The sequence below is a fragment of the Bradyrhizobium sp. ISRA464 genome (assembly GCF_029910095.1).
Classification (GTDB): Bacteria; Pseudomonadota; Alphaproteobacteria; order Rhizobiales; family Xanthobacteraceae; genus Bradyrhizobium.
The window spans coordinates 3,920,848-3,940,344 of sequence record NZ_CP094526.1; the positions used below are offsets into that span (position 1 = coordinate 3,920,848).

Below are 19,497 nucleotides of genomic sequence, written 5' to 3' on the forward strand. Positions count from 1 at the left end.
CGCCTTGCTCACCCATCCGACCCTCGATCAGCTTCACGCGCTCGGCCTTCATGGCATGGCCAAGGCTTTCGCCGACATCGAAGCCGGCGGCGAGGCCGCCAGCCTCGGCCACGCCGAATGGCTTGCGCTGCTGCTCGAACGTGAAGCGTCGCTGCGGCGCGACAAGCGACTGTCGAAGCGGCTGCAATACGCCAAGCTGCGCCAGCAGGCCTGCGTCGAGGACATCGACTATCGCACCCCGCGCGGCCTCGACCGCAGCCTCTTGACGATGCTGGTCGAAGGCCAATGGATCGACGACCACACCAATCTTTTGATCTGTGGCCCGTCCGGCGTCGGCAAGAGCTGGCTCGCTTCGGCGCTCGGCAACAAAGCCTGCCGCGACAATCGCTCCGTGCTCTATCAGCGCGTCCCGCGACTGTTCAGTGATCTCGCCTTGGCGCGCGGCGACGGCCGCCACCCGCGTCTGCTGCGCGCACTGGGCCGTGTCGATCTGCTCATCCTCGACGACTGGGGCCTCGAGCCGCTCGACGCCGCGGCCCGGCACGACCTCCTGGAGATCCTCGAGGACCGCTACGGCCACCGCTCCACCATCGTCACCAGCCAGCTCCCCGTCGATCAATGGCACGCGCTGATCGGCGACCCCACCTACGCCGATGCCGTCCTCGACCGCCTGGTCCACAATGCTCACCGGATCGATCTCAACGGCGAGAGCCTGCGGCGAACCCGCAAGCCCGGCCGAACGGCCTGAGCCAGTGGCGCTGTGGACATGCCGCTGCGCGTGGACAACGCGAAGGGCGTTGCCCACATGCCCACAGCAGGAGCAGCAAAAAAACAAGTCCTTCGAGCCGCGATTCAAGATTGACCACGCGGCTTCGCCGATGCCAGAAACCAAACAGCCAGAACGCCTCGCGCCCGGGCGATATCAAATCGGAATGGTGGGCGAGATCATCTCGGAATCCTGGGCGAGATCAAATCGGTACACCCGGGCGAGATCATCGGAATCCGCACCCTGTGGCGAGGCGGCGAAGTAGATAGTATCTTTGGTTTCCAGAGCGAGCATGAAGCTCTGGAGTGGGTGCGGGAGAAGTCGCAGGAATGGTTGCTGGAGCATAAAACCAAGAAGGGCGCCACCTGAGGCGCCCTGAGGGGGCGAAATGAATAGATCAATTTGGGGCCGTTTGATCGCCGTGGCCGTGGTTGAGTTGGTAATAGGCGGTATGTGGCTGTTCGGTACTGTCAACCCGGCGATTTTCGCTGTGCTGATGCTTGGTGTGCCCGCACTGGCTCTGACGGTTGCTCTGCCAATAGTGTATTTGATCAGGTCCAATCGTTCTTCAATACAAGACGGCCCACCTTCAAATCCCAACTAGGCCCGCCACCTCCCGCCACGATTAACCAAGGGAATTCTTTCGGGGTCAGTTTTCAAACTGACCCACTACCCCGGCTTGACTCTGAGAACAAAAAAAGAACAATGTTCTGCATACGTTCCAGTTCACGGGAGGCGGCCATGTTGAAGATTTTCGTGGAAGAGGCGGCGGCACTGGCATCGATCACGCTGTTCGTCGGAATGATCGCGGTCTGGGCCCAGCTCTTCACCCAGTTCTGAAAATGGGCGAGCGGGACCAGCGGCATAAGCACCCCCTGGGGAAAAGCGGGAGGATGGGCCGCCATGCGGCGTTCCGCGTGGACTCGGCGGAACGCAGGCGTCACGATGGCGCGGCGAGTCGGGCCTAAAGCATAACCAAGCGCTGGGGCCGTTGGCTCGCGTCATCCCCAGCGCAGTGATCCCTGAGCAGCCATGTCGAATGCCGGATTCGTTCATCTTCACGTCCATTCGGCCTATTCGCTGCTGAAGGGCGCGATCAAGATCGCCAAGCTCGGCGAGCTTGCGAAGGCTGATCGCCAGCCGGCGCTGGCGCTCACCGACACCGACAACATGTTCGGGGCGCTGGAATTCTCCGACAAGATGGCGGGCTACGGCATCCAGCCGATCGTGGGCTGCGAGCTCGCGGTGGATTTCGGCGACGTCGATCCCACTGCACGCAGCGTGCTGGCGGCGGGGCCCGCGCGAATCGTCCTGCTCGCGGCGCGTGAGCGCAGCTATCGCAGCCTGATGCGGCTGAACTCGCGGGCGTTTCTGGAGACGCCCGTCAACCAGACCCCGCACATCAAGTTCGACTGGCTCGCGGACGATGCCGAAGACCTGATTGCGCTGACCGGCGGCCCTGACGGGCCGATTGCGCTCGCGCTCGGCGCCGACCAGGCGGCGTTGGCGGCCACCCGCTGCGACCGTTTGGCCGGCCTGTTTGGCGACCGGCTCTATGTCGAGTTGCAGCGCCACGGCGTGGACAGGGAGCGCCGGACGGAGGGCGGCCTGATCGATCTCGCTTATGCCAAGGGCCTGCCGCTGGTCGCGACCAACGAGCCGTATTTCGCCACCACCGACGACTACGAATCGCATGATGCGCTGCTGTGCATCGCCGGCGGTCATCTGATCGCCGAGACCGATCGCGTGCAGCTCACCCCCGATCACCGCTTCAAGACCCGTGCGGAGATGGCGGTGCTGTTCGCCGACATTCCGGAAGCGCTGGCGTCGACAATGGAGATCGCCGAGCGCTGCTCGTTCCGGCCGAAGACGCGCAAGCCGATTCTGCCGTTCTTCACCGTCGGTGCCGCGCAGAGTTCCGATGCCGCCGCCGACGAGGCGGCCGAGCTGAAGCGGCAGGCGGAGGAGGGGCTTGTAAAGCGCCTGAAGGTGCACGGTCTGTCGCCGGGGATGACGGAGGAGGACTACAACAAGCGGCTCGCTTTCGAGCTCGACGTCATCACCCGCATGAAATACGCGGGCTACTTCCTGATCGTGTCCGACTTCATCAAATGGGCCAAGGCTCAGGGCATCCCGGTCGGACCCGGCCGCGGCTCCGGTGCAGGCTCGCTGGTTGCGTGGGTGCTCACCATCACCGACCTCGATCCGATGCGCTTCGCGCTTCTGTTCGAGCGCTTCCTCAATCCCGAGCGCGTCTCGATGCCGGACTTCGACATCGACTTCTGCCAGGACCGCCGCGGTGAGGTGATTCAGTATGTGCAGGAGCGCTACGGCCGCGATCAGGTGGCGCAGATCATCACCTTCGGTACGCTGCAGGCGCGCGGCGTCCTGCGCGACGTCGGGCGCGTGCTGCAGATGCCCTACGGTCAGGTCGACAAGCTGACCAAGCTGGTGCCGCAGAATCCCGCAGCTCCAGTCACGCTGGCGCAGGCGATCGAAGGCGAGCCCAAGCTGCAGGCGTTCCGCGACGAGGATCCGGTCGTGGCGCGCGCCTTCGACATCGCGCAGCGTCTCGAGGGCCTGACCCGCCACGCCTCGACTCACGCGGCCGGTATCGTGATCGGCGATCGGCCGCTCAGCGAGCTGGTGCCGCTCTACCGCGATCCGAAATCCGACATGCCGGTCACCCAGTTCAACATGAAATGGGTCGAACCGGCGGGGCTGGTGAAATTCGACTTCCTCGGGCTGAAGACGCTGACCGTGCTCGATGTCGCGGTGAAGCTGCTCAAGCAACGCGACATCCATGTCGATCTTGCGACCCTGCCGATCGACGACGCGGCAAGCTACCAGATGCTGGCGCGGGGCGACGTGGTCGGCGTGTTCCAGGTGGAAAGCCAGGGCATGCGGCGCGCGCTGATCGACATGCGGCCGGACCGCTTCGAGGACATTATCGCGCTGGTGGCGCTGTACCGTCCGGGTCCGATGGCGAACATCCCGACCTATTGCGCGCGCAAGCATGGCGACGAGGAGCCGGAATACCTGCATCCGATCCTGGAGCCGATCCTGAAGGAGACGTTCGGCGTCATCATCTATCAGGAGCAGGTGATGCAGATCGCGCAGCAGATGGCGGGCTACTCGCTCGGCCAGGCCGACCTGCTGCGCCGCGCGATGGGCAAGAAAATCCGCGCCGAAATGGACAAGCAGCGCGACGTCTTCGTCGCCGGCGCGACCAAGAACAACGTGCCGAAGGCGCAGGCGGAGACGATCTTCGAGCTGCTCGCCAAGTTCGCCGACTACGGCTTCAACAAGAGCCACGCGGCGGCCTATGCGCTGGTGTCGTACCACACCGCCTACATGAAGGCGCATTACCCGGTCGAGTTCCTCGCCGCGTCGATGACGCTCGAACTCAATAACACGGACAAGCTCTCCGAATTTCGTTCCGAGGCGCAGCGCCTCGGCATCAAGGTCGAGGCGCCCAACATCAATCGCTCCGGTGCGACCTTCGAGGTCGGCGGCAACACGATCTACTACGCGCTCGCCGCGCTGAAGGGCGTCGGCCTGCAGGCGGTCGAGCAGATCGTGGAGGAGCGCAAGAAGGGCGCGTTCACCTCGCTCGCCGATTTCGCCGCGCGCGTGAGCCCGCGCGCGGTCAACAAGCGCATCATCGAGAGCCTCGCGGCCGCGGGCGCCTTCGACACGCTCGAACCCAACCGCGCCAGGGTGTTCGCCGGCGCGGACGCGATTCTCGCCGCCTGCCAGCGCGCCCATGAAGCCGCGACGTCGGGACAGAACGACATGTTCGGCGGCGCGGCGGATGCGCCGAGCATCATTCTGCCGCAGGTCGAGCCGTGGCTGCCGGCGGACCGGCTGCGCCGCGAATATGATGCGATCGGATTCTTCCTCTCGGGCCATCCGCTGGACGATTACGCCACCGCCCTGAAGCGGCTTCGCGTGCAGTCCTGGGCGGAGTTCTCGCGCGCGGTCAAAACCGGCGCGACCGCGGGGAAGGTGGCGGCGACGGTGGTGTCGCGCATGGAGCGCCGCACCAAGACCGGCAACAAGATGGGAATCATGGGCCTGTCGGACCCAACCGGCCATTTCGAGGCGGTGCTGTTCTCCGAGGGGCTCGCGCAATATCGTGACGTGCTCGAGCCGGGCGCGGCGGTGCTGCTGCAGCTTGGCGCCGAACTGCAGGGCGAAGATGTGCGGGCCAGGGTGCTGCACGCCGAACCGCTGGATCACGCGGCGGCCAAGACGCAAAAGGGCTTGCGCATCTTCGTCCGCGACACCAAGCCGCTCGACTCGATCGCCCGCCGGCTCAACATGCCGGAAGCCGCTCCGCCCGCCGGCGGCGCCGGAAAGGTGACGGCGGCAAAGCCGGAGCCGGCACCGCCGCCTGCGGCTGGTGCCGATGGCGACGTCTCGCTGGTGATGATGCTCGACCTCGAAACCGAGGTGGAGATGAAGCTGCCCGGCCGCTACAAGGTCTCGCCGCAGATCGCCGGAGCGATCAAGGCCGTCGCCGGCGTCGTCGACGTGCAAACGCTGTAAAAAGGATCCCGGACCGGTCGAATAGGGGCCTTTTTGGCCGAATCCGGTCCTTCGGGGCGGCTTGGCCGGGCATATTTCCTTGCTTCTGGCGCAAATCGCGCTATATAGCGCGCCATCTCACACGGAAACATGGCTCTCAAGGCCGTCCGGTGGCAACCGGGCCAATCAGGCGCGTTTGCTCACACGTTTCCGGAGGAACCAACCGGAGAATTAGACCTATGGCGCTGCCCGAATTCAATATGCGTCAGCTCTTGGAAGCTGGCGTTCACTTTGGCCACCAGTCTCACCGCTGGAACCCGAAGATGGCCGACTACATCTTCGGCGCCCGCAACAACATCCACATCATCGATCTCGCGCAGACCGTGCCGATGCTGCATCGCGCGCTTCAGGCGGTGAGCGACACGGTCGCCAAGGGCGGCCGCATCCTGTTCGTCGGCACCAAGCGCCAGGCTCAGGACGGCGTCGCCGATGCGGCGAAGCGTTCGGCGCAGTACTTCGTCAATTCGCGCTGGCTCGGTGGCACGCTCACCAACTGGAAGACGATCTCCGCCTCGATCAAGCGGCTGCGTCACCTCGATGAGGTGCTGTCGTCAGGCGAAGCCAACTCCTACACCAAGAAGGAGCGGCTGACGCTGCAGCGCGAGCGCGACAAGCTCGACCGTTCGCTCGGCGGCATCAAGGACATGGGCGGTCTGCCCGACATGATCTTTGTGATCGACACCAACAAGGAAGACATCGCGATCCAGGAGGCGCAGCGGCTCAACATCCCGGTCGCCGCGATCGTCGACACCAATTCCGACCCAAAGGGCATCACCTATGTGGTGCCGGGCAATGATGACGCGGGTCGCGCCATCTCGCTGTACTGCGACCTCGTCGCGCGTGCTGCCATCGACGGCATCTCGCGTGCGCAGGGCGATTCCGGGATCGATATCGGAGCGTCGGCCGAGCCGGTGCGGGAAGAGCTGCCGTCGGCAGCGGCCCCCGCAGGCTTCCAGGGCCTTGCTGGTCCGCGTGGCACCGCCGACAATCTCAAGAAGCTCACCGGCGTGTCCGGTGCGATCGAGAAGAAGCTCAACGACCTCGGCATCTTCCATTACTGGCAGCTTGCCGAGCTCGATCCCGGCACCGCACACAAGATCGGCGAAGAGGTCGGTCTTCCGAGCCGTGCCGACGCCTGGGTTGCCCAGGCCAAGGCGCTCGCCGAAGCGGAATAACGGTTACGCGGCGCGGCCGGGCTGGTCCCGGCCGCAGCCTGTACTCCACGAACAACGATTTTCCTGTCGCTGACGGCGGCGCCACCGGGCGCCGCGGTTTCTCTACAGGCAAGAAGGACATTGAACATGGCAACGATCACAGCAGCGATGGTCAAGGATCTCCGCGAATCGACCGGCGCGGGCATGATGGATTGCAAGGCGGCGCTGACCGAGACCGGCGGCGACATGCAGGCTGCGCAGGATTGGCTGCGCAAGAAGGGTCTGTCCAAGGCCGCCAAGAAGGCCGGTCGCGTCGCGGCAGAAGGTCTGATCGGTGCGCTGACGTCGGGCACCAAGGGCGTGCTGGTCGAGGTCAATTCGGAGACCGACTTCGTTGCGCGCAACGAGCAGTTCCAGGGCCTCGTGAAGATGATCGCGCAGGTCGCGCTCCACAACGGCGCCGAGGTCGATACGATCAAGGCCGCCAAGGTTGGCGATGTCACCGTCGAGACCGCGATCTCGGACGCGATCGCGACCATCGGCGAGAACATGACGCTGCGTCGCGCCGCTTCGCTCGAGGTGAGCAAGGGCGTGGTGTCGAGCTACGTCCACAACGCCGTCGTCGATGGCGCCGGCAAGATCGGCGTGATCGTGGCGCTCGAGTCTGCCGGCAAGGCCGACGAGCTCGCGGTGCTCGGCCGCCAGCTCGCCATGCATGTGGCGGCGGCCAAGCCGCTGGCGCTGGATGCGGCCGGGCTCGATCCGGAGACCGTCAAGCGCGAGAAGGACGTGCTGGCCGACAAGTACCGCCAGCAGGGCAAGCCAGAGAACGTCATCGAGAAGATCGTCGATTCCGGCCTGAAGACCTACTACAAGGAAGTCTGCCTGTTGGATCAGGCCTTTATCCACGACAGCGGCAAGTCCGTTGCCCAGGCGGTCAAGGAAGCTGAGGGTAAGGTTGGCGCGCCGGTCAAAATCACCGGCTTTGTGAACTATGCTCTCGGCGAGGGAATCGAGAAGCAGGAAAGCGATTTCGCTGCCGAAGTCGCGGCCGCCAGCGGCAAGAAGTAACCGCTGACATCAGGCTTCCGGTGTGTGCCGGAAGCCCACCTGCGCGGGACAAGGAAGCGATCGCATCATGGCTGAGCCGGTCTATCGTCGCGTGGTGGTCAAGCTGTCCGGCGAATACCTGGCCGGTTCTCACGCCTTCGGTATCGATCAGCCGACCGTCGATCGTGTCGCCGACGACCTGATCGCGGCGCGCCAGCTCGGGGTCGAGGTCGCGGTGGTAATCGGCGGCGGCAACATCGTCCGCGGCGTGGAGGTCTCCTCACGCGGCGTGTCCCGGCCGACGGGCGATACCATGGGCATGCTCGCCACGATGATGAACTGCCTCGCGCTGGAGGCTGCCATCGAGCGCAAGGGTACCCCGGCGCGGACGCTGTCGGCGTTCGTGATGCCGGAGATTTCAGAGCTGTTCACCCGCAGTGCAGCGCACAAATACCTCTCCGAGGGACGGATCGTCCTGCTCGGTGGTGGAACCGGCAATCCGTTCTTCACAACCGATACAACCGCCGTGCTGAGGGCGGCCGAGATCGGCGCGCAGGCGGTGCTCAAGGCCACCAATGTCGACGGCGTCTACAGCGCCGATCCGAAGAAGGATCCCAAAGCCAAGCGCTTCGACCGCCTGACCCATTCGCAGGCGATCGAGGGCGGTTACAAGGTCATGGACGCGACCGCTTTCGCGCTTGCCCGCGAGACGTCGCTGCCTATCATCGTGTTCTCGATTGCAGAGCCCGGTTCGATCGGTGCGATTCTGCGCGGTACCGGACACGGCACGGTCGTCGCCGGCTGATTGCAGCGCCTCTTGGCGTCGACAACGGGTTTCTTGAGAAGGGAGAACGTCATGGCCGCACCAGGTTTTGACATCAACGAAGTGAAGCGCCGTATGCAGGGCGCCACGCAGTCGCTCAAGCACGAGCTCGGCGGTCTGCGCACCGGTCGGGCCGCGGCCTCCATGCTGGAGCCGGTCCAGGTCGAGGCGTATGGCTCGCATATGCCGCTAAACCAGGTTGCGACCATCAGCGTGCCCGAGCCGCGTCTGCTCTCGGTGCAGGTCTGGGACAAGTCGATGGTGAAGGCGGTGGAGAAGGCGATCGTCGATTCCAACCTCGGCCTGTCGCCGGCGACCGAAGGGCAGGTGCTGCGGCTGCGGATTCCCGAACTCAACGCGGAGCGCCGCAAGGAGCTCGTCAAGGTCGCGCACAAATACGCTGAGCAGGCGAAGGTTGCCGTGCGCCACGTGCGCCGCGACGGTCTCGATATCATCAAGAAGCTCGAGAAGAATCACGAGATCTCCGAGGACGATCAGGAGCGTCTGTCGAACGAAGTGCAGAAGGCGACCGACGGCGTGATCGCCGAGATCGATCAGCTGCTTGCCGCCAAGGAGAAGGAAATCCTGACGGTCTGACGCGATCCTTGATTTGACGCGTTGGCTTCATGCGAGCTGGCATCCATTTCGCCTGAAGACGCTACGGAAAACAGCCGATGTCCAAAGCCGCCGCCCCAGCAACTGAGATACCGGATCGCGCCGGCGGTCCGTTGCATGTGGCTGTTATCATGGATGGCAACGGGCGCTGGGCCGCCGCGCGCGGCCTGCCGCGGGCCGAGGGCCATCGTCGCGGCGTCGAGGCGCTCCGCCGCGTCGTCCGTGCGGCGCATGAACTCGGCATCCTCTATTTGACGATCTTCTCGTTCAGCTCGGAGAACTGGTCGCGGCCCGCGACCGAGATCGGGGATTTGTTTGGCCTGTTGCGCCGTTTCATTCGCAACGATCTGGCGACGCTGCATCGCGACGGGGTGAGGGTGCGCGTGATCGGCGAGCGTGACGGGCTCGAACCCGACATCTGCGCACTGCTCAACGAGGCCGAGGATCTGACCAGGGCCAACACCAAGCTCAACCTCGTCGTCGCCTTCAACTACGGCTCGCGCGCGGAGATCGCATCGGCCGCGCGGCGCCTGGCGCGCGAGGTCGCCGAGGGCAGGCGCGACGCCGACTCGATCGATGCCGACACGCTCGGCAAATATCTCGATGCACCTGATATTCCCGATCCCGATCTGATCATCCGCACCAGCGGCGAGCAACGCCTGTCGAATTTCCTGATGTGGCAGGCCGCCTACAGCGAACTCGTGTTCGTGCCGATTCACTGGCCGGATTTCGACAAGGCGGCGCTCGAGAGCGCGATCGCGGAGTATGGCAGACGCGAGCGCCGGTTCGGCGGCCTCGCTGCGAAAACCGGCTCGTGACTGAGGACGAAGCCGTGCCGGCGGCGCCAAGCGAGCAGGGGTCGCGCAATCTGGTGATGCGCGTGGTTGCGGCTTTGGTGCTGGCGCCGGTCGCAATCGCATTAGCCTATGCCGGCGGCATCGCGTGGTCCCTGCTGGTGACGGTGGCGGCGATCGGGCTGTTCGTGGAATGGCTGATGGTCACGGGCCTTGCGCGCAAGTTTCGTGTCGTGGCGCCGGGCGTCGTCGTTCTCCTCCTCGTCGGTCTTTGTCTGATGGTGGGCCGGAGCGAGGCGGCGTTGGTCGTTCTCGTCGTCGGCGCCGTCGCGCTCGCGCTGATACCAGGCGTGCGACGCCACTGGGCGACCGCAGGCCTTATCTATGCGGGGGCCGCCGAGATCGCAGCGATCCTGGTGCGCCTCGATCCGGCCAAGGGCTTTGCCGCGCTGATGTTCGTGCTGCTGGTGGTCTGGGTCACCGACATCGGGGGTTATTTTGCCGGCCGCAGCATCGGAGGGCCAAAGCTCTGGGTGCGGGTCAGCCCGAAGAAGACTTGGGCCGGTGCGATCGGCGGCTTTGTGGCAAGCCTGCTTGTCGCTGCCGGTTTCGCCGCCTTCGAGATCGGCACCACCGGGCCGCTGCTGGTGCTCGGCGCCGCGCTGTCGGTGGTTTCACAACTCGGTGATCTCTTTGAATCGGCGGTGAAACGGCGGTTCGGAGTGAAGGATTCGAGCCACATTATTCCCGGCCATGGCGGCCTTCTGGACCGCCTGGACGGATTTGTCGCAGCCGTCATTGTGGCGGCAATTTTCGGCTTTCTTCGCGGCGGTGCAGATGGCGTCGGACGCGGTCTTATGGTTTGGTGATGAGATGAGCGCAGTTCCGTTGCGTAACAACAAGGCCGCGGTATCAGCCGTGCGGACCGTGAGCGTTCTGGGTGCCACCGGCTCAATCGGCGACAGCACCATGGATCTCCTGCGCGGCGCACGGGACCGTTACCAAGTCGAGGCGCTGACCGCGAACAGCAATGTCCAGGCGCTCGCTAAGCTGGCGAAGGAATTCGGCGCGCGCTTTGCCGCGATTGCCGACCCGGCCCGCTTGTCCGAGCTGAAGGGTGCGCTGGCCGGCACACGGATCGAATGCGGGGCCGGGGAGAGCGCGATCATAGAAGCGGCGGCGCGGCCGGCGGATTGGGTGATGGCGGCGGTCAGCGGCGCAGCCGGGCTGAAGCCCGCGCTCGCGGCGGTCGATCGCGGCGCGACCGTTGCGCTTGCCAACAAGGAGTGCCTCGTCTGCGCCGGCGATTTCTTCATGGAACGCGCGGCCAGGGCGGGCGCCCGCATCCTACCGGCGGACTCCGAGCATAATGCGCTGTTCCAGGCGCTCAGCTCCGGCAATCGCGAAGAGCTGGTGCGGGTGATCATCACCGCGTCCGGTGGGCCGTTCCGCACCTGGGCTCCTGCCGATATCGAGCAGGCGACGCTGGAGCAGGCGCTGAAGCACCCCAATTGGAGCATGGGCCAGAAGATCACCATCGATTCCGCGTCGATGATGAACAAGGGCCTCGAGGTCATTGAAGCGTCCTATCTGTTCGGACTGACGCCCGACGAGATCGACGTGCTGGTGCATCCGCAATCGATCGTCCACGGCATGGTTGAATTCTCGGACCGCTCCGTGGTGGCGCAACTCGGCACGCCCGACATGCGTATCCCGATCGCGCATTGCCTGGGTTGGCCCGACCGTATCGTCGGCCCGTCGGCGAAGCTCGATCTCGCCAGGATCGGACAGTTGACCTTCGAGACACCGGATTTCGAGCGCTTCCCCGGGCTGCGGCTGGCCTACGAGGCGCTGCGGACCGGACGGGGCGCGACGACCGTCTTCAACGCTGCCAATGAAGTCGCGGTGGCCGCCTTCATCGCGGGCAAGATCAAGTTCGGCGCGATCGCGCGCCTGGTTGAGGCGACCATCAATGATTGGATGCGGTCAGGGAATCGGGCACCGCTGGCATCGGCGGATGAGACGATTTCCGTTGACCATACTGCGCGAAATAGAGCTGCCGCCCTATTGCCTCAAATTGCCCTAAAGGCAACCTAGAGGGTTGGGGACGGAGCCTTTGGCTCTTGTCGAGAGGAAACGAATGCCCGAGTTTTTTCTGCATAGTTTCAATACGTTGAGCCATGGGCTCGTGGGTTATATCGTTCCCTTCCTGTTCGTCCTGACGATTGTCGTCTTCTTTCACGAGCTGGGCCATTTCCTCGTTGCGCGCTGGGCGGGCGTGAAGGTGTTGACCTTCTCGCTCGGGTTCGGGCCGGAGCTCGTGGGCTTCAACGACCGGCATGGCACGCGCTGGAAGATTTCCGCGGTTCCGCTCGGCGGCTACGTGAAATTCTTCGGCGACGACACCGAGGCGTCCACGCCTGCTGCGGCGACGCTTGCCGCGATGACCGCGGAGGAGCGGCAGGGCAGCTTCCATCACAAGAGTGTCGGACGGCGCGCCGCGATCGTCGCGGCCGGTCCGTTTGCCAATTTCATCCTGGCCATTGCGATCTTCACCTGCCTGTTCACCTTTTTCGGCAAGCCGAGCACGTCGGCACGGGTCGACAAGGTGGAAGCCAACAGCGCCGCCGCTGCCGCCGGGTTCCAGATCGGTGACATCGTCACCGCAATCGACGGCACGAAGATCGACAGCTTCTCGGACATGCAGCGCATCGTCAGCATCAATGCCGGCGACGCGCTGACCTTCACGGTCAAGCGGGGCAATTCAACCGTGCAGCTTCGCGGAACCCCCGAACTGCGCGAGGTGAAGGACCCCTTCGGCAACACCCACCGGATGGGTGTGATGGGCATCACACGGGCGACCGCACCTGGCGATGCCGTGACCGAGAAGGTCGATCCCGTGACCGCGCTTGGGCTGGGCATCAAGGAAACCTGGTTCGTGATTGACAGGACCCTGGCCTATATCGGCGGTATCTTCACCGGGCGGGAGGCGGCTGATCAGGTCGGCGGGCCGCTCCGAATCGCCCAGATCTCGGGGCAGGTTGCCACCATCGGCGTGGCCGCCCTGATCCACCTGGCAGCCGTCCTTTCGATCTCCATCGGCCTTCTGAACCTGTTCCCGGTTCCGCTCCTCGATGGCGGGCACCTCTTGTTTTACTCCGTCGAGGCCGTCCGCGGCCGCCCGCTGTCGGAGCGGGCTCAAGAAATGGGGTTCCGAATCGGGCTGGGTTTGGTGTTGATGCTGATGGTCTTTGCTACCTACAACGACATCCTGCATCTGGCCGCGTCCTGAAGTAGGCTTTTTTGAGGCGTTGCTATTGGGCAACGTCTTGGAACGAAAATGGAAATGCACTGCGGTAGTAAGTTTGCCCCCATGGCAAAGTTGGCTACAAGCTGGGCGGAAGGTTGGGAATCTGTCGGGGCGTTGGGGAACGACCCGGCATCGGAAGGATAAGGGCGCGTCGCGCATGATGTTTGGAATGCGAGTGAGGGGGGGCTTGTTCGCTGCCCTGGTCATGTTCGCCGTGCCGGTGGCTGCCACCTTGGCGGCCGTTGCTGTGTCTGCGCCTGCAGCCGCTCAGAATGTCAACTCGATCACGGTGGAGGGGAACCGGCGCGTCGAAGTTGAGACCATCCGCTCCTATTTCCACGCCGGCCCGGGCGGCCGGCTGAGCCAGGCCGATATCGACGACGGCCTGAAAGCCCTGATCGAGACCGGTCTGTTCCAGGACGTCCATATCGACCAGCGCGGTGGGCATCTGGTCGTGGTCGTGGTCGAAAACCCGGTGATCGGCCGCGTTGCCTTCGAGGGCAACAAGAAGATCAAGGACGAGCAGCTGGCCGCCGAAGTCCAGTCCAAGCCGCGCGGCACGTTCTCGCGTCCGATGGTTCAGTCGGATGCGTTGCGAATCGCTGAAATCTACCGCCGTTCGGGCCGCTACGACGTGCGGGTGAATCCGGAGATCATCGAGCAGCCGAACAACCGCGTCGACTTGGTCTTCGAGATCAATGAAGGCGTCAAGACGGGCGTCCGGTCGATCGAGTTCATCGGCAATAACGCGTACTCGGCGTCGCGCCTGCGCGACGTCATCAAGACGCGTGAATCGAACATCCTTAGCTTCCTGGGCGGCAACGACGTCTACGACCCTGACCGTGTCGAGGCGGACCGTGACCTGCTGCGCCGGTTCTATCTCAAGAATGGCTATGCCGACGTCCAGGTGGTGGCGGCGTTGACCGAGTACGACCCCGAGAAGAAAGGGTTCCTGGTTACCTTCAAGATCGAGGAGGGCCAGCAGTATCGCGTCGCATCCGTGAACTACACGTCGTCGATCGCAACCCTCAATCCGAATTCGCTGAGCTCGTTCTCGCGCGTCAGCGTCGGCTCGCTCTACAACGCGGAGGCGTTGGAGAAGTCGGTCGAGGAGATGCAGATCGAGGCGTCGCGCCGCGGCTACGCCTTTGCGATCGTCCGGCCGCGCGGTGACCGCAATTTCGAGAATCACACGGTCTCGATCACCTTCGCGGTCGACGAAGGGCCGCGCACCTATATCGAGCGCATCAATATCCGCGGCAACACCCGCACGCGCGACTACGTGATCCGCCGCGAGTTCGACATTTCCGAGGGCGACGCCTACAACCGCGCGCTGGTTGACCGCGCCGAGCGCCGGCTGAAGAACCTCGACTTCTTCAAGACCGTGAAGATCACCACGGAACCTGGATCCTCGAGCGACCGCGTCATCCTGGTCGTCGATCTCGAGGAAAAATCGACCGGCGACTTCTCGGTCTCGGGCGGCTACTCGACCACCGACGGTGCGCTGGCCGAAGTCAGCGTCTCCGAGCGCAACCTGCTCGGGCGAGGCCTGTTCGCGAAAGCGTCGGTGACCTACGGCCAGTACGCGCGCGGCTATTCGCTGTCCTTCGTCGAGCCCTATCTGCTCGACTACCGCGTCGCGCTCGGCCTCGACCTGTATCAGCGCCAGCAGCTATCCAACAGGTACATCGCGTACGGCACCAAGACGCTGGGCTTCAGCCCGCGGCTCGGCTTCAGCCTCCGCGAAGATCTGTCGCTGCAGCTTCGCTACTCGATCTATCAGCAGGAAATCACGCTGCCCTCGACGCTCGACAACTGTAACAACCAGCAATTCTTGCCGGATGGAACGCCCAATCCCGCGTTCAATCCAAGCCCTGCGTTCGCAGCGCTTAACGGCATCAGCTTGGTATCGACGAACGGCCTGGGCTGCTTTAGCGACGGTGAAGCTTCGCTGCCGGTCCGCAAGGAACTGGCGGGTGGCAGGGCGCTGACCTCGGCGCTCGGCTACACGCTGAACCACAACACCCTCGACAACAACAAGAACCCAACCGACGGCCTGCTGATCGACTTCAAGCAGGACTTCGCGGGTGTCGGCGGCGACGTCAGCTACATCAAGACGGCGATCGATGCGAAGTACTACACGCCGCTGGTTGCAGACATCGTCGGCGTGATCCACGCCCAAGGCGGCATCCTGAACAAGATGGGCAGCCAGGATCTGCGCATGCTCGATCACTTCCAGATGGGCCCGAACCTGGTCCGCGGCTTTGCGCCGAACGGCATCGGTCCGCGTGACATCAATCCCTTCGGCACCCAGGATGCCATCGGCGGCACCAAGTACTGGGGCGTGTCGGCGGAACTGCAGATGCCGTTCTGGTTCCTGCCGAAGGAAGTTGGCCTCAAGGGCGCGGTCTATGCCGATGCTGGCGGCCTGTACGACTACCAGGGACCAACTTCGTGGGCGGCAACTGGCGAAGTCAACACGCCCGGCTGTATCAAGCCGACGCAGAACCCGCCGTCTCCGGGAACCTGCCTTGGCCTGCAGTTTGACGACAGCAAGGTGGTCCGTACCTCGGTCGGTGTCGGCTTGATCTGGCAATCGCCGTTCGGTCCGCTGCGCTTCGACTACGCCGTCCCGCTCACCAAAGGTCAGTTTGACCGCGTGCAAGAATTCCGGTTTGGTGGCGGTACAACGTTCTAAGATCGTTTGCCGGCCGGACTGCGACGGATGGAATGGCGCAGCCGATCTTCTTCAAGACTCCCCCTTCGTCAACGCTGGCTGAGATAGCCGCGCTGACGAAGGCGCATTTGGTCGACCCCGCGAGGGGCGCGCAGCAGATCAAGGGGCTGGCTTCGCTCGACGAGGCCGGTCCGATGCATCTCGCCTTCTTCGACAACCTGAAGTACGTCGATCAGCTCGCCGCGACCAAGGCCGGTGCGTGCCTGGTGAGCCAGCGCTTCGAGGCGCAGGTGCCCAAGGGGGTCGCCGTGCTGCGTGCGGCCAAGCCGTTCCATGCCTTCGTCCAGATCGCGCGCGAATGGCATTCCGACGCGCTGCGGCCGCAATCCTGGTTCGGCACCGACGGTATCGCGCCATCGGCCATCATCGATCCCACCGCGCAGCTCGAAGACGGTGTCGTCGTCGATCCGCTGGTCGTGATCGGCCCCCGGGTCGAGATCGGCTCGGGCACCGTGATCGGAGCCGGCGCGGTGATCGGAGCCGACGTCAAGATCGGTCGGGACTGCAATGTGGGCGCCAAGACCACCATCCAGTTCGCGCTGATCGGCAACAATGTCCTGATCCACCCCGGCTGCAATATCGGCCAGGACGGCTACGGGTTCATATTCTTCGGGCCGGCGGGCCATGTGAAGGTGCCGCAGACCGGCCGCGTGCTGATCCAGAACAATGTCGAGGTCGGCGCCGGTTCGACCATCGATCGCGGTTCCCTGCGCGACACCGTGATCGGCGAGGGCACCAAAATCGACAACCAGGTCCAGATCGGCCACAATGTGACAATCGGCCGTGATTGCCTGCTGGCGGCCCAGATCGGGCTCGCAGGCAGTCTGACGATCGGCGACAATGTCGCGCTCGGCGCCAAGGTGGGCATCAACAACCATCTCAAGATCGGCGACGGCGCCCAGGTTACGGCGATGAGCGCGGTGAAGGACGACATCCCGGCCAACGGCCGCTGGGGCGGGCATTTTGCCAAGCCGACCAAGCAATGGTTCAGGGAAATCATCGCGGTTGAACGCCTGGTGCGCGACAGCGAAACGAAGGGTGAGGGGAAGGAGTGATGGAGGAGGCACCGGTCAGGTTCGAGCTCGTGGATATCAACGATATCCTGAAGACGCTGCCGCACCGTTTTCCGATGTTGCTGATCGACCGGGTCATCAAGATCCGCACCGACTACAGCGGTATCGGCATCAAGAACGTCACCTTCAACGAACCGGCTTTCCAGGGGCATTTCCCCGAGCGTCCCGTCTATCCCGGCGTGATGATGATCGAGGCGATGGCGCAGACCGCGGGCGTGATCGGCATCAAGTCGGTCGAGGGCACCGAGAAGCCGCGCGCGGTCTACTTCCTCACCATCGACAAGTGCAAGTTCAGGAAGCCGGTGCTGCCCGGCGATACCATCGAGTACCACATGCGCTCAATCGGGCGGCGCAAGGCGATGTGGTGGTTTCACGGTGATGCCAAGGTCGACGGGCAGGTCGTTGCCGAGGCCGATGTCGGCGCCATGTTGACGGACTGAGCCGGCGCGCTCGCTACGTTCTGCAGGCGTATCGGCCGTCTACTCCTGCGATCCGCGACACACGATTCAGGTACAGGCCCATCGACGGCGCGTTCATCAGCGCGTCGAACGTCGCGGCGGGACGCCGCAATAGTGTTGGTCACTGCCCCTGACGGCGACCAGCAGCGCAAGCTGTGCCGCGTCGTAGCAGACGCGCTGGACGATCGTGCTGCGATCGATCTCGCGACAGTCGAACGTCGACAGATCGAGAGTAGCGCCATTGCCAGTGTCGATCGTCAGGGGGCCGATCGGCGCCGAGAGCAGGCTGAAGATCAGCGCGGCGGCACGGTCCATGGATCGACTGCGCTCCTGTCGCTTGCAACAGCCGGTCATGATACGTCACTGGACAGAGTGGGCAAAGTCGCGCTAACGACCGCGAAGCCCGAGACTTTAGCGCCTTGGCGCCGTTAACGAATTCCGGACCAGACCTCCATGAGCATGATCGATCCCACTGCGCGCATTGCGGATGGCGCCGTGATCGGAGCCGGCACCGAGATCGGTCCATACTGCATCATCGGCCCCAACGTCGTGATCGGCGCGGACTGCAAGCTGATCGCGCATGTCACGGTTAGCGGGCATACGACCATTGGCGCCGGCTGCGTCATCTCGCCGTTTGCCGCGCTCGGCGGTGCGCCGCAGGACCTGAGCTATCGCGGCGAGCCGACCCGCCTCGAGATCGGCGAGGCCTGCACGATCCGTGAGGGCGTGACCATGAACATCGGCACCGTCAAGGGCGGCGGGCTCACGCGCGTCGGCGATCGCGGCTTCTTCATGAACAACAGCCATGTCGGTCACGACTGCATCGTCGGCAACAACGTGATCTTCGCCACCTCGGCGACGCTCGGCGGCCACTGTGAGATCGGCGACTTCGTCTATATCGGCGGTCTGTCGGCGGTGCACCAGTTCACGCGCGTCGGTCCGCAGGTGATGATCGGCGGCGTCTGCGGCGTGCGCGGCGACATCATCCCATTCGGGCTCGCCAACGGTCAGTATGCCGTGCTCGAGGGGCTCAACATCATCGGGATGAAGCGCCGCCAGTTCACCAAGCAACGGCTGGCGACGGTGCGCGGGTTCTATCAAAAGCTGTTCCACGGCCCCGGCATCTTTGCCGAGCGGCTGGCGTCGGTGCAGCCGCTGGCCAGCGAGGATCCCGCGATCGCCGAAATTCTGGCCTTCATCGACGGCGGCAAGCACCGCGCGCTTTGCCTTCCCGCCAACACGAACTGAGCACGGCATGGCCGCCAGCACAACGTCAGCGGCGCCTTCACTAACCTCGCCGGTCGGCGTGATCGCCGGCGGCGGCGCCATGCCGTTTGCGGTGGCGGACTCGCTGGTCGCGCGCGGCATCACGCCGGTGCTGTTCGCGCTGCGTGGCGCCTGCGACCCCGCGCGCGCGCAACGGTTTCGTCACCGCTGGATCTCGGTCGGCCAGCTGGGGCGGGCGACCAGGCTGTTCCGCGACGAGGGCTGCCGCGACCTGATCTTCATCGGCACCCTGGTGCGGCCGGCGCTGTCCGAGATCCGCCTCGACTGGGGCACGCTGCGTCTGCTCGGCCACGTGGTGCGCGCGTTTCGCGGCGGTGACGATCACCTGTTGTCGAGCGTCGGCCGGATCCTCGAGCAGCAGGGATTTCGCATGGTCGGAATCAAGGATGTCGCGCCCGATCTGCTGATGCCGGAAGGCACCATCACGCGCGCGGTTCCCGACGGCAGAGCGCTTGCCGACATTGCGCGGGGACGCGGCGTGCTTGACGCGCTCGGTCCGTTCGATATCGGCCAGGCGGCTGTCGTGATCGACGGTCACGTGGTTGCGGTCGAGGATATCGAGGGCACCGACGGGCTGCTGGCGCGCGTGGCGCGCCTGCGCGCCGAGGGCCGCATCCGCGCCAAGGCAGGGCGCGGCGTGCTGGTGAAAGCGCCCAAGAGCAGGCAGGATCTGCGCTTCGATCTGCCGACCATTGGCCCGCGGACGGTCGAGGGCGCGGCGGCGGCGGGCATCGCAGGGATCGCCGTGATCGCCGGCAATACACTTGCCGCCGAACCACAGGCCCTGATCGAGACCGCCGACGCCAAGCAGCTCTTCGTCATTGGTTTGGCCGGCTGACA

Annotated in this window: 17 protein-coding genes; 15 read left to right on the forward strand and 2 right to left on the reverse strand. The window is 64.5% G+C overall.

Annotation, left to right across the window (positions count from 1 at the left end; translation table 11 throughout):
* The first annotated feature begins 4 nt into the window (after positions 1-4).
* Positions 5-748, forward strand: a complete 744-nt coding sequence (gene istB / locus MTX19_RS18460) for an IS21-like element helper ATPase IstB (RefSeq protein WP_280978725.1) — start codon at positions 5-7, stop codon at positions 746-748.
* Positions 749-922: 174 nt separating this feature from the next.
* On the opposite strand, the gene MTX19_RS18465 is transcribed toward istB, so the two are convergent.
* On the reverse strand, positions 923-1,327 hold the full coding sequence (locus MTX19_RS18465; RefSeq protein WP_280978726.1) for a hypothetical protein: 405 nt from the start codon (positions 1,325-1,327) through the stop codon (positions 923-925).
* A 471-nt stretch (positions 1,328-1,798) separates the two neighbouring features.
* Here MTX19_RS18465 and dnaE point away from each other — a divergent pair, with 471 nt between their 5' ends.
* From dnaE to fabZ, 12 genes are all read left to right on the forward strand, one after another.
* A complete protein-coding gene (gene dnaE, locus MTX19_RS18470) occupies positions 1,799-5,317 on the forward strand; it encodes a DNA polymerase III subunit alpha (protein WP_280986093.1) in 3,519 nt (1,172 codons plus the stop codon).
* 218 nt (positions 5,318-5,535) lie between these two features.
* On the forward strand, positions 5,536-6,531 hold the full coding sequence (locus tag MTX19_RS18475) for a 30S ribosomal protein S2 (protein ID WP_280978728.1): 996 nt from the start codon (positions 5,536-5,538) through the stop codon (positions 6,529-6,531).
* 126 nt (positions 6,532-6,657) lie between these two features.
* Positions 6,658-7,581, forward strand: a complete 924-nt coding sequence (gene tsf, locus MTX19_RS18480) for a translation elongation factor Ts (protein WP_280986094.1) — start codon at positions 6,658-6,660, stop codon at positions 7,579-7,581.
* 67 nt (positions 7,582-7,648) lie between these two features.
* Positions 7,649-8,365: a UMP kinase gene (gene pyrH / locus MTX19_RS18485; RefSeq protein ID WP_280978729.1), complete on the forward strand. Its 717-nt coding sequence runs from the start codon at positions 7,649-7,651 to the stop codon at positions 8,363-8,365.
* A 51-nt stretch (positions 8,366-8,416) separates the two neighbouring features.
* Entirely contained in the window at positions 8,417-8,980 is a 564-nt protein-coding gene (gene frr, locus MTX19_RS18490) for a ribosome recycling factor (RefSeq protein WP_280977791.1), read from the forward strand.
* Positions 8,981-9,057: 77 nt separating this feature from the next.
* The gene (locus MTX19_RS18495) at positions 9,058-9,816 is read left to right on the forward strand and encodes an isoprenyl transferase (protein WP_280978730.1); all 759 of its coding nucleotides are present in this window, start codon (positions 9,058-9,060) and stop codon (positions 9,814-9,816) included.
* Entirely contained in the window at positions 9,813-10,661 is an 849-nt protein-coding gene (locus tag MTX19_RS18500) for a phosphatidate cytidylyltransferase (protein ID WP_280978731.1), read from the forward strand. The genes MTX19_RS18495 and MTX19_RS18500 overlap by 4 nt, the downstream gene beginning before the upstream one ends.
* Before the next feature lie 4 nt (positions 10,662-10,665).
* Positions 10,666-11,889 carry a 1-deoxy-D-xylulose-5-phosphate reductoisomerase gene (dxr, locus tag MTX19_RS18505; protein ID WP_280986095.1) on the forward strand — a complete coding sequence of 408 codons (1,224 nt, stop codon included), beginning with the start codon at positions 10,666-10,668 and terminating at the stop codon, positions 11,887-11,889.
* A gap of 43 nt (positions 11,890-11,932) precedes the next feature.
* Complete coding sequence (rseP, locus tag MTX19_RS18510; protein WP_280984829.1) at positions 11,933-13,084, forward strand: RIP metalloprotease RseP; 1,152 nt, start codon at positions 11,933-11,935, stop codon at positions 13,082-13,084.
* Positions 13,085-13,259: 175 nt separating this feature from the next.
* A complete protein-coding gene (gene bamA / locus MTX19_RS18515; RefSeq protein ID WP_280986096.1) occupies positions 13,260-15,800 on the forward strand; it encodes an outer membrane protein assembly factor BamA in 2,541 nt (846 codons plus the stop codon).
* Positions 15,801-15,832: 32 nt separating this feature from the next.
* The gene (gene lpxD / locus MTX19_RS18520; RefSeq protein ID WP_280977796.1) at positions 15,833-16,894 is read left to right on the forward strand and encodes a UDP-3-O-(3-hydroxymyristoyl)glucosamine N-acyltransferase; all 1,062 of its coding nucleotides are present in this window, start codon (positions 15,833-15,835) and stop codon (positions 16,892-16,894) included.
* Entirely contained in the window at positions 16,894-17,352 is a 459-nt protein-coding gene (gene fabZ, locus MTX19_RS18525) for a 3-hydroxyacyl-ACP dehydratase FabZ (protein ID WP_280977797.1), read from the forward strand. The genes lpxD and fabZ overlap by 1 nt, the downstream gene beginning before the upstream one ends.
* Before the next feature lie 96 nt (positions 17,353-17,448).
* Here fabZ and MTX19_RS18530 read toward each other — a convergent pair whose 3' ends face one another.
* Entirely contained in the window at positions 17,449-17,685 is a 237-nt protein-coding gene (locus MTX19_RS18530) for a KTSC domain-containing protein (protein ID WP_280978732.1), read from the reverse strand.
* A gap of 138 nt (positions 17,686-17,823) precedes the next feature.
* Here MTX19_RS18530 and lpxA point away from each other — a divergent pair, with 138 nt between their 5' ends.
* Positions 17,824-18,618: an acyl-ACP--UDP-N-acetylglucosamine O-acyltransferase gene (gene lpxA, locus MTX19_RS18535; RefSeq protein ID WP_280977799.1), complete on the forward strand. Its 795-nt coding sequence runs from the start codon at positions 17,824-17,826 to the stop codon at positions 18,616-18,618.
* A 7-nt stretch (positions 18,619-18,625) separates the two neighbouring features.
* Positions 18,626-19,495, forward strand: a complete 870-nt coding sequence (gene lpxI / locus MTX19_RS18540; RefSeq protein ID WP_280986097.1) for a UDP-2,3-diacylglucosamine diphosphatase LpxI — start codon at positions 18,626-18,628, stop codon at positions 19,493-19,495.
* The last annotated feature ends 2 nt before the right edge of the window (positions 19,496-19,497 follow it).

Excerpts from the sequence above, each read along its gene's own strand:
- lpxI (WP_280986097.1), top strand. The coding sequence starts at position 18,626 with ATGGCCGCCAGCACAACGTCAGCGGCGCCTTCACTAACCTCGCCGGTC.
- pyrH (WP_280978729.1), top strand. The coding sequence starts at position 7,649 with ATGGCTGAGCCGGTCTATCGTCGCGTGGTGGTCAAGCTGTCCGGCGAA.
- lpxD (WP_280977796.1), top strand. The coding sequence starts at position 15,833 with ATGGCGCAGCCGATCTTCTTCAAGACTCCCCCTTCGTCAACGCTGGCT.
- frr (WP_280977791.1), top strand. The coding sequence starts at position 8,417 with ATGGCCGCACCAGGTTTTGACATCAACGAAGTGAAGCGCCGTATGCAG.
- MTX19_RS18475 (WP_280978728.1), top strand. The coding sequence starts at position 5,536 with ATGGCGCTGCCCGAATTCAATATGCGTCAGCTCTTGGAAGCTGGCGTT.
- MTX19_RS18530 (WP_280978732.1), bottom strand. The coding sequence starts at position 17,685 with ATGGACCGTGCCGCCGCGCTGATCTTCAGCCTGCTCTCGGCGCCGATC.
- dnaE (WP_280986093.1), top strand. The coding sequence starts at position 1,799 with ATGTCGAATGCCGGATTCGTTCATCTTCACGTCCATTCGGCCTATTCG.
- bamA (WP_280986096.1), top strand. The coding sequence starts at position 13,260 with ATGATGTTTGGAATGCGAGTGAGGGGGGGCTTGTTCGCTGCCCTGGTC.
- lpxA (WP_280977799.1), top strand. The coding sequence starts at position 17,824 with ATGAGCATGATCGATCCCACTGCGCGCATTGCGGATGGCGCCGTGATC.
- tsf (WP_280986094.1), top strand. The coding sequence starts at position 6,658 with ATGGCAACGATCACAGCAGCGATGGTCAAGGATCTCCGCGAATCGACC.
- dxr (WP_280986095.1), top strand. The coding sequence starts at position 10,666 with ATGAGCGCAGTTCCGTTGCGTAACAACAAGGCCGCGGTATCAGCCGTG.
- fabZ (WP_280977797.1), top strand. The coding sequence starts at position 16,894 with ATGGAGGAGGCACCGGTCAGGTTCGAGCTCGTGGATATCAACGATATC.
- rseP (WP_280984829.1), top strand. The coding sequence starts at position 11,933 with ATGCCCGAGTTTTTTCTGCATAGTTTCAATACGTTGAGCCATGGGCTC.
- MTX19_RS18495 (WP_280978730.1), top strand. The coding sequence starts at position 9,058 with ATGTCCAAAGCCGCCGCCCCAGCAACTGAGATACCGGATCGCGCCGGC.